Here is a 13,549-nt window from a genome sequence, read left to right as displayed (position 1 = left end):
AGATTTCTCCTGCTTCGCTCAGTCCAGCCCCAAGAGATGTTGAAGTTATGAGTTTCCGATTTGTGGTTCCCGCGGTTTGTTTTCAGTTTCTGGCGATGTTGATCATGTTGTCGACAATCGGTTGTGGCGGATATCGCGCCAGCGATTTGCCAGAATTGGGTCAAGTGAGCGGAACCGTAACGCTTGATGGCAAGCCGCTTCCCGAAGCGACGGTCTCGTTTCAATCGGTCGAAGCTGGTCGGATGGCGTCTGGAATGACCGATTTCGACGGAAAATACCAACTCGTGCTACTGAATGACATCACCGGCGCCCCTGTGGGTAAAAACGACGTCTATATCACCACCGCCAGGCCGGCTGATGACTCGATTCCCGGTAGCGGCAGAAAGGAAAAGTTACCGGCCATCTACCACGCCAAATCAAACCTGTCCGAAGAAGTAAAGCCCGGTGACAACACATTCAACTTTGATTTGAAATCCAAGTAAGGCAGCTTGTATCTACCGAACGGGATAATCCCTGTCTCTCATTCCTGCTGCAGCAACAGCTCCACCGCTTCCGACACCCATCCGCTGCTCCAATCGTGCTTGCGGGCTGGTCCATCGCGGTACGTATACGAGATTTTTAATTGGTTCAGCCGTTGGTGAGCTTGTTGGAGATGCGCTCGAAAATTGCCATAGCCAGTCAAAATCAATCGCGGTTCAGCGCGTAATTTCTCGGCATTCGCAGAGAGTAGATCGCGAATGCGGTAGGCGACGAAGTTCTCTTGTGTGGCGAAAATGTCGCGGTTTCCAAATTGGCCAATTTCCGTCATCATCAACGGAGCGTCCCAAGCTGCGGCCTTGCCGAATAGGTCGGGATGCCGCAGCAGCAAGCTCCATGCTCCCCAGCCTGACTTGCTAAAGCCAAGCAGCAGCCGATCTTGCCGCTGCGGCGAGACCGGATAGCTTTGCTCGATAAAGGGAAGCACTGCCTGGAGTAGATGCGATTCTTGGCGGATCGTTGGGTCGGTTGGATGATCGGCGTACCACGGCAATTGCGAAAAAGTGGGAGCGACGAAGATTGCCTGATGCTTGTTGTGAAGATCGAGCGCTTGCACTTCTAGGATTGCGTCGCCGTATCGAGTTTCGCGCCGCGGCTCGACCGGCAGTAGGTAGATCACCGGGTACTGGGCGCCTGGTTTCAACGGACTCGGCAGCAGCACCCGAATTTGCGTTGGTCCTGACTGGTACGGCGAGACAACCGCGTGCAGCAGCAACCCCTGCCCATTGCGCGACGCGGCCGAGATCTCTGCTGTTGGCGCTGTGTTGCCGTCAGCGATCAGCGGCAGCGTCACCGTCAGCACAATCAGGTAGCCGCACCAAGCAGATCCTCGATTCATGAGTTTGCCTCTTGGTTGGGGAGAGTCTTATCTGTAATAAAGTAGAGCAGTTCGGCGCTGTTTGCAGCAGTCAGCCCCCAACTTTGCGCCCCATTTAAATGTTAACTCTCTCGAGGATCGGTATGTCGTCCAACGTCCAGCATCGCTTCCTTCGCGTTGGCAGCAAGAAGACGCAGCTCATCACCTTGGGCGAAGGTCCGCCGCTGGTTTATTTGCATTCGGCCGGCGGAGAAACCGAGCCGACCCCGTTTCATCACCAGCTGGCTCAGCACTACACTGTGTACGTTCCTGCCCATCCCGGATTTGCGCTCAGCGAAGGCTTGAACAGTATCCTCGACATTCACGACTTGGCTTGGCACTACGTCGATTTGTTCGCCGCGCTAGAGCTAGAAAACGTGCCGGTGATCGGCTATTCGCTCGGCGCCTGGTTGGCCGTCGAACTTGCGATTCTGAGGCCGCAGCTAATCAGCCGACTCGGACTGATTTCGGCGGCAGGGCTGCATATCGAAGGATCACCAATGGGCGAGCTGTTTATTGACGACTTTGACAAATTACGCGAGCTGATCTTCTTTGATCCGACAAGCGCTGCGGCATTGGAGACAACTCCCAGCTCGCCGGATGATTCGCAGATGCTAATGTGGCTGCGAGCACGCGAAGCGACCGCCCGGGTCGGCTGGAATCCGTATCTGCACGATCCAAAGCTTCCGCATCATTTGCACCGCATCCAACAACCGACCACCCTGGTCTGGGGACGGCACGACAAAATGGTTCCCTTGGCCCACGGTGAGTACTACGCCGCGCATTTACCCAACGCAGCGCTGCATATCCTCGAAGAGTGCGGGCACGGCGTACCGTGGGAAAAGTGTGCACAGGCAGCGGCGCTGCTGGTCTGAGTAGAGAGCCTGAGTGAAAGCCACGTTACGATCCCCCTTGCGCCTTCTTCCGCTGTTGATCGGCCGTGGAAGGTTTATGCGGCGTCAGTTCGTCCCCCTGCAGATCGAGCGTCAGCGTGTTGCCTTGCACATCTTTTTGCAACGTCGACGCCGTGTTGAACTCAGGTGGAATGTACTGAAAGAGAATGGGCTCAGGAGTTGGGATTCGCTCGGTAGGCGCAGTTTCGCCGATCTTTTTCTGGGCCGTGACTTTTACTTGCCGCAGCCCTGGCGTTGTTCGTAGCGTGAACTTCCCCTCTTTGATTTCGGCGCTGGCGAACTGTCCGACTCCGGCTACCGGCGCCAGTTCGATGTAGCCTGATTCAATGGGTTGGCCGTTCCAAGTGGCGACTCCTTCGATCTGCGTCTTGCCGTCTCCGCTGCATCCCAGGGGTGCAGCGAGCAGCAAGATGGCAACGCAAGTCGAAATCCGCGCTGGGGTAGTGATCGCCATCGTAGGTGGCTCCTCAAGAGAGAGACAAAGCAGGGTGGCTCTGAGCGAAGAAGGGGGCATATTAAAAATCGCTGACGACTTGACCGTCGCTGCGACCGCCGAGACTTCGCCAAGTGGTGACGTTGATCGTCTCTGGGATAAACCGCACCGAGCCATCCGCCAACGCCGCGTTAACGCCGCCGGTGTGCCAACTGCGCGCGGCGACGACATTGGCGCCCCAATCCCAGTCCGCATGTTGCGTACACTTGGCGCCTAGGGCGCCGCCGAGATTGGTATGGCAGCGATTGGTCCGATCGTTTGCGTCTGCATTGGGAGTCAAATAAGTGGTGAAACCGGCCCCCATCGCAACTTGCGTCCGCCCCATCGAACTCCACGTATCTTGCTGCGTCGGAGTGATGATTTCTGAGACGAGCAGCGTGTTCGATAAGCCATCGGTCGCATCGCGCAGCTTGGCTCGCTTCTCTGGGACAAACATGCCGGCGGTGCCGGTGTAACCATCGACCACGTTCCAAGGAGTTCCACTGTTGTAGTTGGAGTCGCCGTAACAAACCACATAGTTGTGCAGTGCGTTGCGCCACTGGGGAACGCTCTCTTCCTGAATGTTCGTGTCGTCCGAAGGGCAGATCATGCTGTCCAACAGATCGATCCGGGCGCTTCCGCCCCAGCCAACGTTGCCGTTGATTTTGTTGGTGAAATCAATCTGTTCATACATCGCCGTCTCTTCGATAAACGGCAGCAGAAAGCAGTAATACGAATAAGAGTCACGACCCCAGGGGTTGTTCCCCTGACTACCAGGAGGAAGTTCGCGATAAGTGTCGTGAAAATTGTGCGCCGCCAGCGCGAGCTGCCGCATCTGATTGGTGCACTGCATGCGCCGAGCCGCTTCTCGCGCTTGCTGAACCGCAGGCAGCAACAACGCGATCAACACGCCGATGATCGCAATGACGACCAGCAGTTCCACCAGCGTGAAGCCGCGTCGACGGGGCGACATCGTTTGAATAGAGAATGAAAGTTTCATAAGGCACCAATATAAAAGATGAGAATGAACCGCGCGACATCCTCCTAGAAATCAAACAATGACTTCAGAAGAGAGATCGAATCAAGAGTTGGCAGGTCAAGGAAAAGCGACGAGAACGAGCTAATGGATGAATTTGCAAGTTGTCGCCGTTATTCTTTTTTAAGGGGAGCGATTTTTGAAGCCAGCCGTTTTGAACGAAACATGCGCCAAGCTATTTCCCTAGGATATCAGCGCAAAACCAGTGAAGTCCATGAACAATTGCGCTGCGGGCCTTTGATATTTCACATGCTCTGTTCAAGCCGATCTCATAACATAGATCCGCATGCCACCGTAGAAGAGAATTATCGTTGCTGTAATCTGTTACGCAATTTGGTCTTGTACGGTTGTCGGGTGCCGGGATCCCCGGTTAGAGGAGGAAAGGAGCAATCGTGATGAAATTACCCACCATTCAAGGCCTGATCGATCGTCGAATTCTGGTCAACTTTCGCATCGATGCCGACGTCCTAAAGCGTCAGTTGCCATTTCCGTTTCGCCCTCAGCTTGTGGGAGAAATGGGAATCGCCGGCATCTGTTTGATTCGGCTGAAACAGGTTCGTCCGCTGGGGATCCCCCGATTCCTGGGGCTTGCCTCTGAAAATGCGGCGCATCGAATCGCGGTCGAATGGGATGAACAAGGTCAGGCAAGGCAAGGAGTTTTTGTTCCACGGCGAGATACCTCGTCGCGGCTGAATGCTTGGGTAGGAGGGAGACTATTTCCCGGAGAGCATCATCACGCTCATTTTGAAGTCGCAGAGCAGGGGAGTAGTTATCGCGTCAAGATGACCAGCGATGACGGCGCCTCGCATGTTGCGGTCCAGGGGCGATTAGTCGACGCTCTGCCGGCGAACTCGATCTTTGGCTCGCTGGCACAAGCGTCGGCGTTCTTTCAAGCAGGCTCGCTCGGCTATTCGCCCTCTTCGACGCCAAAGCAGTACGACGGGCTCGAGTTGCAGACCTACGACTGGGATGTCACGCCGCTATTGTTAGGGCAGCACCAGTCAAGTTTCTTCGACAATCCCGCGATCTTCCCGCCAGGCTCCGTCGAACTAGATCACGCGCTGCTGATGCGAAACATTCCCCATCGTTGGCATGGCCGCTCCGCAGTCTGCGGGGCGGTAGATACATGACTTTTTGGCAGCCGTAATCTAATGGTTAACGCGTGAGCGAATCAGGTGCCCCGATCGAGTAAGCGCTCGAAGTCAGCCCGCCAAACCCTAGAAAATTTAGCTGGGGGCGATCCCTATGCCGATCCAGCTGGTGCCGAAAAAACTGCCGATGGTTGGTTCAACAAGACCGGCAACAACCCGCACTACTTTACCCCTTCCTACATCGCCTATCGCCATGTCAACAACGACTACCAAGGCCCCAGCAGTTTCCATCCCGGCATTGTGACTTGCCTGATGGGAGACGCCTCGGTGACGACGATTCCCGAAACGACCGATTACGGCACCTATCTGTGTCTGAACGCTTTGGCCGATGGCCATGTTCGCTCGTTGTCCAATTAACGGATTGCGTCGCAAAGTCGCGATTCAATTTCTTGCTAACTATTCAATCCTGAAAGGCGCCGATATGCGTTTCCTCGCTTCTATGATGTTGATGCTGACGATTTGCTTGGTCTTGGGCTGCGGAGAGAAAAAGCCTGAGCCGACGGTCGATACCAGCAATCCAGATATGGCCGATAGTCCAGCGGCGCCCGGCCGCTAAGATCGCTGCCGAGAATTAGCAATATGACAGCAGCCGAATGAACTTGTTCGGCTGCTGTTTTGTTTCTTGACGCTCTTAGTGAATGCCGACAAGACGCGCCAGTCGACTCAGTAAGCTGGGCTGCGACCAACTGACGTCATCGGCCGGTGGCAAGTCATAGGCATCGAGAAAAAGATCGGACAGTCCATAGCTGAAGTCGTGAATATCGCTCTGTTTGCCGCCGTGATCAACGCCGTACGTGTCACGGCCGTACAAGTGGAAGTCACTTTTATGGCGGCGGTAAGAAAATGGAAGCGGTTTCACCTCGTGCGGGTCACTGGGGATCTCTGATAGATAGAGCGGTGTAAGTTCGCGCAGCCGGCGAGGATAGTGCAGGTGATCTGCATGGTAGGCAAGTAAGGCCAACTCCATTCGAAGCAGCCGCAATAAGGCGACGTTACGAAGGTCCGCCTCTTGCATGTGCCGGCGATTCATCCAGGCAAGCTGTTCCGGCGTGCCGTTGTACAGCATGTGGAGTTTGGCGTCGCGCGCCGCTTGTCTGGCCTGATCGGCTGGGCTTGGTTTTGTTTCGATTTGCTCGATGTCATCAAAATCAAATAGGGATGGGGGCGCCTCATATTCTTCGGACGAATCGTCGTTGACGCTTGGATTGGCCGCGACCCAGGCTTCGTCGCGATCGGCGATATCGTCGTACGGCTCGCGCTGCGATTCGTGCAATTCGAGCGTAACGATTAATTCACGCTGTAAATCGATCGGTATTTTGCGGCGGTTTCTAGTCAGACAGAGGGTTACGTGTCCTTCGATGCTGCAAGCGACAAGGTATTCAATGATCAGGCCCTCCCGGCGCATCGCCAACGAGAGCCGAAAGCAATTTTCGAAGTCAGTGATCGCAGCGCGCCAGTCACCGGCTGCTGCAGCTGCCAGCCCCGATCGAGCAAGCACTCCTCCCAGATGCCCCGCTGCCTGTTGTTTCCAGGGTTCGTTTCGCCAAGCTTCGACCGTAGGAGGAACAGAATTTTCGCCAGGCTGACGAATCAATTTTCGAGCGGCATCAATGACCGCGGCATGCTTGGCCAAGTAAATGGGGGACTCGACGGCGATTTGCGCATCAATCTCGTCATCGGTTGGCCATTGATCGCGGGGCGTTTCAAGGACTTTCGAGAGCCACGCGTCCCAAGGGTAGGCGGGCAGCTGGTGAGCGATTTCGAGGAGTTGCGAGAAGTGGTTAATCGCGTCCATTGTCGCCTTCCATGCAAAAATTGAATGGACCATCGCAGGGGAATCTAAAGCTACTGCGGAAGATCGTACTCTGGGAAATGATCGGCGAAGAATTTGATAAAGCGCTCTGGGAGTTGGGTTTCTTCGAATTGCGGTAAGTCTAACTCTTCGTAGTCGTCGTAATCGAGAAAGTGGTCGGCCACACCGCAGTGGATGCTGAGGACGCCTCCGCGTTGTCCGCCGCGATCGGTCCTCTGGGGGTTGAGGCCATACAGGACGTAGTCATCTCCTGCACGGCGATACTGGTAGTGCTGACCCTGGATGGGATCGTAGGGCAGGGAGGTTAAATAGTTTGGCGCAAGCCAACTAATTTGGTCCGGATACGTTGCATGTTCATTCCGCCAAACAAGCAGCGCCAGTTCGATACGCAGCAGTCGCTGCTGCGTCAGAATACGATGCTCTGCAGCTTGGCCTTGTTCATGCCGATTTGCGGCGATTTCTTCCGGCGCTGTGGGCTTGATCGCCTGTTGTATGGTTCTGAGATCGGCGAGCATTGCGACGAATTCTTGCCGCGTTTCTTCGTCGAAGTCGAACTCTCCGATCCAAGCTTCGTTGGAAGAATCGCACTCTGGTTCACTCCCGATGGTTGCTTCCCACTGAGCGTCACGATCCATAATTATGTCGTAGGACTCACGCATCGATTCTTGGTTCTCCAAAAACGAAATCAGAGCTCGCAGACTACGGGGAGGCAGCTGGTGTCGCAATTCGCGAAAACGAGAGAGCCCGGTTCCTTCAATCGCCAGCGAAACCAAGTAGTCAGTCATGAGACCGCCGGTTCGGATGGCTGTCGCCAATTGGAAGCAGTGCTTGGCCTCTTGGATGGCGCCGTCCAAGTCGCCGCGTTGTTCCAAGGCCAGAGAGGAGCGGCGAAAGATGCGGGCCAAAGCGCGAACGCTGCCGATTTTCTCGAAAGCGGTTCGCCAAGCGGTGCGATCCACCGGCAGTGGATTGCGGCAGGGCTGCTGCAAAATATCCCGAATTGCTTGGAGTGAGGCGGAATGAGCAGCAAGATAGGCGTCGATTTCTTCGCTAGTCGGTTCGTCCAGCGAGGGCTCGATCTCGGGAAGCTGAACAGCGATTTCCACCAATTGCGGAAAATGGTTCAACGCGTCCATAACTGGTAGTTCCTGCTGCGAGAACGATTGATATCACCGCCAATTTTAACGCTGAGCGTAAATAAATTCGAGAAAAATGGGGGAGATGCGTAGCTGCTAGCAGCTGCTTAGGGCCTGGGAATCGCTCTAGCCGCTCTATTTTATTGTCACTTGGAGCGGTTTCGTAATCTGAGTGGGGGTAGCGCAGTTGATTGGACTTGACAAATTTGCTATTTTTTCCTGTTCTCGCTCGATTGTTGACGGTTGATATATAGGCGCCGTGCGGCGTCGCCCCAATCGGGTACGTAGTTCATTAACTTTTGGAGCCGAACAAGCGGCAGGCCGGGTTGCCCGCAAGTTTTAGGCTAGGTATTTCCCTTTTTCGCATGGTAAATCGTAATCTCATTCGTAATTTGGAAGGCGACGATACGTTAACGTCGCTGATCGATAGCTGGGTTCTCGATGCTGAGGCGAATGTCTTCGGCACATTTGAAGAAGAAGAATCCGTAGAACTGAACAAAATCGTCGACGGGACCATTCTGCGGGTCGACGACGAGTTCGTGATGATTGATGTCGGCGGCAAGAGCGAAGGCAGCATTCCCCGCGACGAGTGGGATGAAGAAGAAGACCCGCCGAAAATTGGCGAAAAAATCAAAGTCCTCGTTGAGGATATCGAAGACGAGTTCGGTCGCACCGATGATCCGCACGGCATGATCACGCTGAGCAAGCGAAAAGCTCAGAAGATCATCGAGTGGGACACCACGATGTCTTCGATCGAAGAAGGCAACGTGGTCGAAGGTACTGTCGTCCGCAAAATCAAGGGCGGTTTGTTGGTCGATATCGGTGTGAACGTCTTCCTGCCGGCGAGCCAGGTCGATATCCGCCGTCCGTCCGACATTGCCGACTACATCGGCAAGAAGGTCGAGTGCGAAGTGCTGAAGATCGACGAAGAACGCCGCAATATTGTGGTGAGCCGTCGATCGCTGATCGAGAAGAAACGCCAGAAAGACCGCGATTCGCTGCTGCAAGAGTTGGAAATCGGCCAACGTCGCAAAGGCGTGGTCAAGAATATCGCCGACTTTGGTGCGTTCGTCGACCTGGGTGGCATCGATGGTCTGTTGCACATCACCGACATGAGCTGGGGCCGCATTGGTCACCCGACCGAAGTGGTGAAGATTGACGACGAAGTCGAAGTTCAGATTTTGAATATCGATCACGAACGTCAGAAGATCGCCCTCGGTATGAAGCAGATGCAGCCGAGCCCGTGGGACGGGGTGGAAGCCAAGTACCCGGTCGGTGCAAAGGTTCGCGGTCAGGTCGTCAACGTGATGAGCTACGGCGCCTTTGTGAAGCTAGAAGAGGGGATTGAAGGTCTGGTTCACATCAGCGAAATGTCGTGGACCAAGCGGATCAGCCATCCAAGCGAAGTGGTCAACATCAGCGACGAAATTGATGTCGTCGTGTTGGGCATCAACAAAGAGAAGCAAGAGATCTCGCTCGGCATGAAGCAGACCCAGTCGAATCCCTGGGAAAACATCAAAGAGCGTTATCCGGTCGAATCGATCGTCAAAGGCAAAGTTCGCAACCTTACCAATTATGGCGCTTTTGTCGAATTGGAAGAGGGGATCGACGGCCTGTTGCACGTTTCGGACATGTCGTGGACCCGCAAGATTGGTCACCCCAGCGAAATGCTGGAAAAGGGCCAAGAAGTGGAATGCAAGGTTCTCAACATCGAAGAAGACCGTCGCCGCATCGCGCTGGGGCTGAAGCAAATGGATCTCGATCCGTGGGCCAGCAGCATTCCGGATAAGTACCAACCCAACCAGTTGGTTAAAGGCAAAGTCACCAAGATCACCAACTTTGGCGTCTTTGTCGGGCTGGAAGATGGCTTGGAAGGTTTGCTCCACATCTCGGAATTGGCCGACGAAAAGGTCGAGAACCCCGAAGACGTGGTCAAAGTTGGCGACGACATCGAAGTGAAGATCTTGCGAGTCGACACCGACGAACGCAAGATTGGCCTATCTCGCAAACGCGTTCAATGGGCTGCTGAAGATGAAGCCGCCGCCGCGGCCGCCGAAGCGACTGCCGAGACGGCTCAGCAAGAGCTGAAGGGTGGTCTGGGATCATCGGGTCCGCTGTTTAGCGCCAGTGCTCCGGCCGAAGAAGCGGAAGCAGAAGCCAAGCCGGAAGTGGAAGCAGAAGCTCAGCCGGAAGCTGAAGGCGAAACCAAGCCCGAAGCGAAGTCGGAAGAGGGTTAATCCCAGAGCTTCCAGCTTGTTGATCGCCTTCGAGTGGGGCGATAATCGGCAAAACTATCACGACCCCAACGAGTCAATCGTTGGGGTCGTTTTTTTTGCGCCTGCCCGAACCTCCGGCACATCCGATGCACCTGCGCCGTTTTGTGCGGAGGTTGAGAATTGAGTGCATGATCGACGATAGCATCCTAAGTGCCAGCAACGCCCTCCCCCGCACCGTGAGCTATCGGACGATATGGCGACTCAACAGAATAAAGAACTCAAGGAAGAATCGGTCCAGAGCCCGCTGGAGACGTACCTGCGTGAGATCAACGAAACGGCCCTCTTGTCCGCCAAAGACGAGAAGGACCTAGCCAAGTTGATCGGTGAAGGCGACGTCAATGCGCGGGACCGTATGGTTCGGGCGAATCTGCGATTGGTGGTGAACATCGCTCGTGGATATACCGGCAAAGGTCTCGGTCTGCAGGATCTGATCGAAGAAGGCAATCTGGGACTGCTGCGAGCGGTCGAAGGTTTTGATCCGGCGATGGGGACGCGCTTTAGCACGTACGCCAGCTACTGGATCAAGCAGTCGATCAAACGGGCGTTGATCAACTGCGCCAAGACGATCCGCATCCCGGCCTATATGGTCGAGCTGCTGTCGAAATGGCGTCGTGCGACCAATCGCTTGACCGAGGAGCTCGGCCGCACGCCGACTCCAGAAGAGATTGCTCGCGTGCTCGGACTGCCAAAGAAGAAGCTGCCGATCATCAAAAAGGCGATCAAGATCTACAACTCGACTCCGCAGACCGATCAAGCCGACAGCGGTTGGTCACTGGGCGAGATGGTGATGGATGATCGCTTGAAGAACCCCGAAGACGAGATGGTTGAGCATGACGACCTGAAGAACGTCATGCAGATGCTGAAGACGATGGATGCTCGTGAAGCGACCGTTCTGCGGATGCGTTTCGGCCTGGAAGGGATGGACCCGCACACGCTGAAAGAGATCGGCGAGAAGCTGGGTCTAACGCGTGAACGCGTTCGACAGATCGAGACCGAGGCGCTCGGCAAATTGGCCGAGGGGCTGCAAGATCCTCGCGAACGAGAGCTGGAAGGCCCGTTCCGCCGTCGTCTGGTTCGCCGCTAGTCCTGCTCGCAGCCAGGGGGCCCTGACTTTCGCCCTCTGGCCAAACCGCGTATATTCACCACCTGAGCGCTCTTCATTTAGGTGGTCTTTTTTTGCGCGCAGTGAGTATCGATGAATTCTATCCAGCTCGAAGATTACATCCGCGATATCCCCGACTTCCCCAAGCCGGGCATCTTGTTCAAAGACATTACTCCCCTGTTGGCCGATCCCACGGCGTTTGAAGCGGCGATCGACAAGATGGCGGCTCACTACCAGGGGAAGCAGATCGACGTGATCGTCGCGGCCGAAGCTCGCGGCTTTATCTTCGCCGCACCGCTCGCGCTGAAGCTGGGCGTTGGCTTCGTTCCGGTGCGCAAGCCGGGCAAGTTGCCGTTTAACACGCATTCATTCCAGTACGAACTAGAGTACGGCACCGACACGCTTGAGATCCATATCGACGGCGTCGCCAAAGGCCAGAACGTGCTGTTGGTTGACGATCTATTAGCGACCGGCGGCACGATTAAAGCCTGTGCGAACCTGGTCGAAACGATCGGCGCCACGGTGGCCGGTTGCTGCTTTCTGATCGAACTGAAGTTTTTGGAAGGGGCTGCGAAAGTCGCTCCGCACGAATGCTTTAGCTTGATCGAGTACTAGTCTGCAGATAGGAGAGCGACGGATGAAAGATTCGGTGATCCTCCGCGAGCAGCCGAACTTGTTCGAGACGAGAGTCGCGATCCTAGAGGCGGATGCGGACAACGACAGCATTTATCTGTATGTCTTTCCTCCGCAAAATCCCCGCGAAATCCATGCGGTGTGGGTCGCCAACAGCTCGGACCGTGACGCTGCCCAAATCGAAGAGCAGATGAACGCCGCGTTGCCGCCTCGCTTGCCGCACGCTCAGGTCAATTCCTCCGCCGTGATCACCGATCTAGAGCCGGAAAACTGGGATGTTCGCTGGAGTCTCGATCAGCAGAGCGTCGCTGTTTGGCATTTGGACAAGATCGTTGCGATCATGCCGGGCTGGGGACCGGCCAATCGCTTTGCCGGCTTTTCTCGTGGATGTGCGGCCGAAACATCGGTCGCTTGGCCTTTGACAGAACAGAACGTACTGCTACAGCGATTTGCCGCAGAAGACGCCTTTTTGCGTGACTGGAGCGAATCAAGCTGGAAGACAATTCAGCAAGCGACGCTCGATAGCTATAAGTCGCTGCATCGCGGTGAACTACGGTACTTTGCCGCCGATCAAGGCAAGTGGCCTCCGCTGGCGGTTACGCTCTCTAGCAGTGTAGGCCGCAGCTTTATGGCGACCGCCGGAATGGCGATACTGCCGATGCCAGGCGCCGAGAGCGTCGAGGCAGAGTCCCCATCTCGACGCATCGAACTGGGAGTACTGTGGGAAACGACCGACGCTGATCGCACGATCTGCGGTCAGCTTTCAAGCTGGGCCCGCTATCCGTGGCGCTACGCAACGCACTTCGATCATGGGCACACGATTTCGACCGAAGCCTTTCAGCAAGTCGCACCCCGCTTTACACATATGACGATCGTCGAGCAGGCGAGCTTTTTGCCGCCGATTCGTCTGCCGCAAATAGCGGGTGAACAGCCGCGGTTTTTCTATCTCATCCCGATCACCGCCGCCGAGCAGAAGATGGCCGAAAACCGTGGGACAGCTCAGTTGCTAGAACTGCTCGAGGCCTTCCCTGCCCCGCTCTCTTTGCAGCGCGACGCAGTCGTGTAGCCTATAAGCGAAAGCGAACTATTCCGTCCCGCGGAGTGTCACACTGCGTAGTCGCGATACTTTGTGAGCGAGCAGGAGCTTGTATGGAACTCGGATACTTAGCTGATTATCCCGACGAGATACCGGTAGTTGCTCGTTGGTACTTTGACCAATGGGGAAGCAAGACGCCGGGCAATTCTTATGAAGCAACTCTTGAGCGTATTCACGAGAAACTGAATCGAGATCGAATCCCGCTGCAAATTGTCGCCGTAGAAAGTGGAAAACTGCTAGGTACGGCGGAATTGAAGTTAAGAGAGATGGACATCTATCCAGAAAAAGAGCACTGGCTTGGTGGTGTCTATGTTGCGACGGAGGCTCGCGGGCGGGGTGTTGCGTGCCAGCTTGCGGAAAGGGTTGCCGTGATCGCGAAGTCCTTGGGAGTCCAGACGATCTATCTGCAAACCGAGAAGCTGAGCGGCGGTGGTCTTTATGCCAAGCTGGGATGGACTCCAATCGAGCAAGTGCAATATCGCGGCTATGACGTCTTGGTCATGCAACGGCGGTTGTTGTAATTAGGC

The 13,549-nt window shown here is 55.4% G+C and carries 15 protein-coding genes; 10 read left to right on the top strand and 5 right to left on the bottom strand.

Annotated features, from left to right (window positions below):
• The first annotated feature begins 47 nt into the window (after window positions 1-47).
• A complete protein-coding gene (locus tag SH421x_RS22925) occupies window positions 48-482 on the top strand; it encodes a carboxypeptidase-like regulatory domain-containing protein (protein WP_488852345.1) in 435 nt (144 codons plus the stop codon).
• Between the two features lie 38 nt (window positions 483-520).
• On the opposite strand, the gene SH421x_RS22920 is transcribed toward SH421x_RS22925, so the two are convergent.
• Window positions 521-1,375: an alpha/beta hydrolase-fold protein gene (locus SH421x_RS22920; protein ID WP_488852344.1), complete on the bottom strand. Its 855-nt coding sequence runs from the start codon at window positions 1,373-1,375 to the stop codon at window positions 521-523.
• A 122-nt stretch (window positions 1,376-1,497) separates the two neighbouring features.
• On the opposite strand from SH421x_RS22920, the gene SH421x_RS22915 reads away from it, so the two are divergent.
• Window positions 1,498-2,268: an alpha/beta fold hydrolase gene (locus tag SH421x_RS22915; RefSeq protein WP_488852343.1), complete on the top strand. Its 771-nt coding sequence runs from the start codon at window positions 1,498-1,500 to the stop codon at window positions 2,266-2,268.
• Between the two features lie 25 nt (window positions 2,269-2,293).
• On the opposite strand, the gene SH421x_RS22910 is transcribed toward SH421x_RS22915, so the two are convergent.
• Entirely contained in the window at window positions 2,294-2,761 is a 468-nt protein-coding gene (locus tag SH421x_RS22910) for a hypothetical protein (RefSeq protein WP_488852342.1), read from the bottom strand.
• A gap of 61 nt (window positions 2,762-2,822) precedes the next feature.
• Window positions 2,823-3,752: a DUF1559 family PulG-like putative transporter gene (locus tag SH421x_RS22905; RefSeq protein WP_488852341.1), complete on the bottom strand. Its 930-nt coding sequence runs from the start codon at window positions 3,750-3,752 to the stop codon at window positions 2,823-2,825.
• Between the two features lie 458 nt (window positions 3,753-4,210).
• Here SH421x_RS22905 and SH421x_RS22900 point away from each other — a divergent pair, with 458 nt between their 5' ends.
• The 3 genes from SH421x_RS22900 to SH421x_RS22890 all read left to right on the top strand — a co-directional run bounded on the left by SH421x_RS22900 (window position 4,211) and on the right by SH421x_RS22890 (window position 5,522).
• Complete coding sequence (locus SH421x_RS22900) at window positions 4,211-4,945, top strand: DUF2071 domain-containing protein (protein WP_488852340.1); 735 nt, start codon at window positions 4,211-4,213, stop codon at window positions 4,943-4,945.
• Between the two features lie 45 nt (window positions 4,946-4,990).
• Window positions 4,991-5,323: an H-X9-DG-CTERM domain-containing protein gene (locus SH421x_RS22895; protein WP_488852339.1), complete on the top strand. Its 333-nt coding sequence runs from the start codon at window positions 4,991-4,993 to the stop codon at window positions 5,321-5,323.
• A gap of 64 nt (window positions 5,324-5,387) precedes the next feature.
• Window positions 5,388-5,522, top strand: a complete 135-nt coding sequence (locus tag SH421x_RS22890) for a hypothetical protein (RefSeq protein ID WP_488852338.1) — start codon at window positions 5,388-5,390, stop codon at window positions 5,520-5,522.
• A 75-nt stretch (window positions 5,523-5,597) separates the two neighbouring features.
• Here SH421x_RS22890 and SH421x_RS22885 read toward each other — a convergent pair whose 3' ends face one another.
• A complete protein-coding gene (locus SH421x_RS22885; RefSeq protein WP_488852337.1) occupies window positions 5,598-6,761 on the bottom strand; it encodes a hypothetical protein in 1,164 nt (387 codons plus the stop codon).
• 50 nt (window positions 6,762-6,811) lie between these two features.
• Window positions 6,812-7,915 carry a hypothetical protein gene (locus tag SH421x_RS22880; protein WP_488852336.1) on the bottom strand — a complete coding sequence of 368 codons (1,104 nt, stop codon included), beginning with the start codon at window positions 7,913-7,915 and terminating at the stop codon, window positions 6,812-6,814.
• A 365-nt stretch (window positions 7,916-8,280) separates the two neighbouring features.
• On the opposite strand from SH421x_RS22880, the gene SH421x_RS22875 reads away from it, so the two are divergent.
• From SH421x_RS22875 to SH421x_RS22855, 5 genes are all read left to right on the top strand, one after another.
• Window positions 8,281-10,152: a 30S ribosomal protein S1 gene (locus SH421x_RS22875; RefSeq protein ID WP_488852335.1), complete on the top strand. Its 1,872-nt coding sequence runs from the start codon at window positions 8,281-8,283 to the stop codon at window positions 10,150-10,152.
• Window positions 10,153-10,384: 232 nt separating this feature from the next.
• Window positions 10,385-11,275, top strand: coding sequence for a sigma-70 family RNA polymerase sigma factor (locus SH421x_RS22870; RefSeq protein ID WP_488852334.1), 891 nt, complete (start codon window positions 10,385-10,387; stop codon window positions 11,273-11,275).
• Between the two features lie 111 nt (window positions 11,276-11,386).
• Complete coding sequence (locus tag SH421x_RS22865; RefSeq protein ID WP_488852333.1) at window positions 11,387-11,908, top strand: adenine phosphoribosyltransferase; 522 nt, start codon at window positions 11,387-11,389, stop codon at window positions 11,906-11,908.
• A 22-nt stretch (window positions 11,909-11,930) separates the two neighbouring features.
• Window positions 11,931-12,992, top strand: a complete 1,062-nt coding sequence (locus SH421x_RS22860; RefSeq protein WP_488852332.1) for a suppressor of fused domain protein — start codon at window positions 11,931-11,933, stop codon at window positions 12,990-12,992.
• 83 nt (window positions 12,993-13,075) lie between these two features.
• Window positions 13,076-13,543: a GNAT family N-acetyltransferase gene (locus tag SH421x_RS22855; RefSeq protein ID WP_488852331.1), complete on the top strand. Its 468-nt coding sequence runs from the start codon at window positions 13,076-13,078 to the stop codon at window positions 13,541-13,543.
• Window positions 13,544-13,549 lie beyond the last annotated feature (6 nt).

It is taken from the genome of Blastopirellula sp. SH421, from assembly GCF_057808535.1.
The sequence above is the reverse complement of the archived record's forward strand: the minus strand, read 5'-3'. Positions and strand labels throughout refer to the sequence as shown.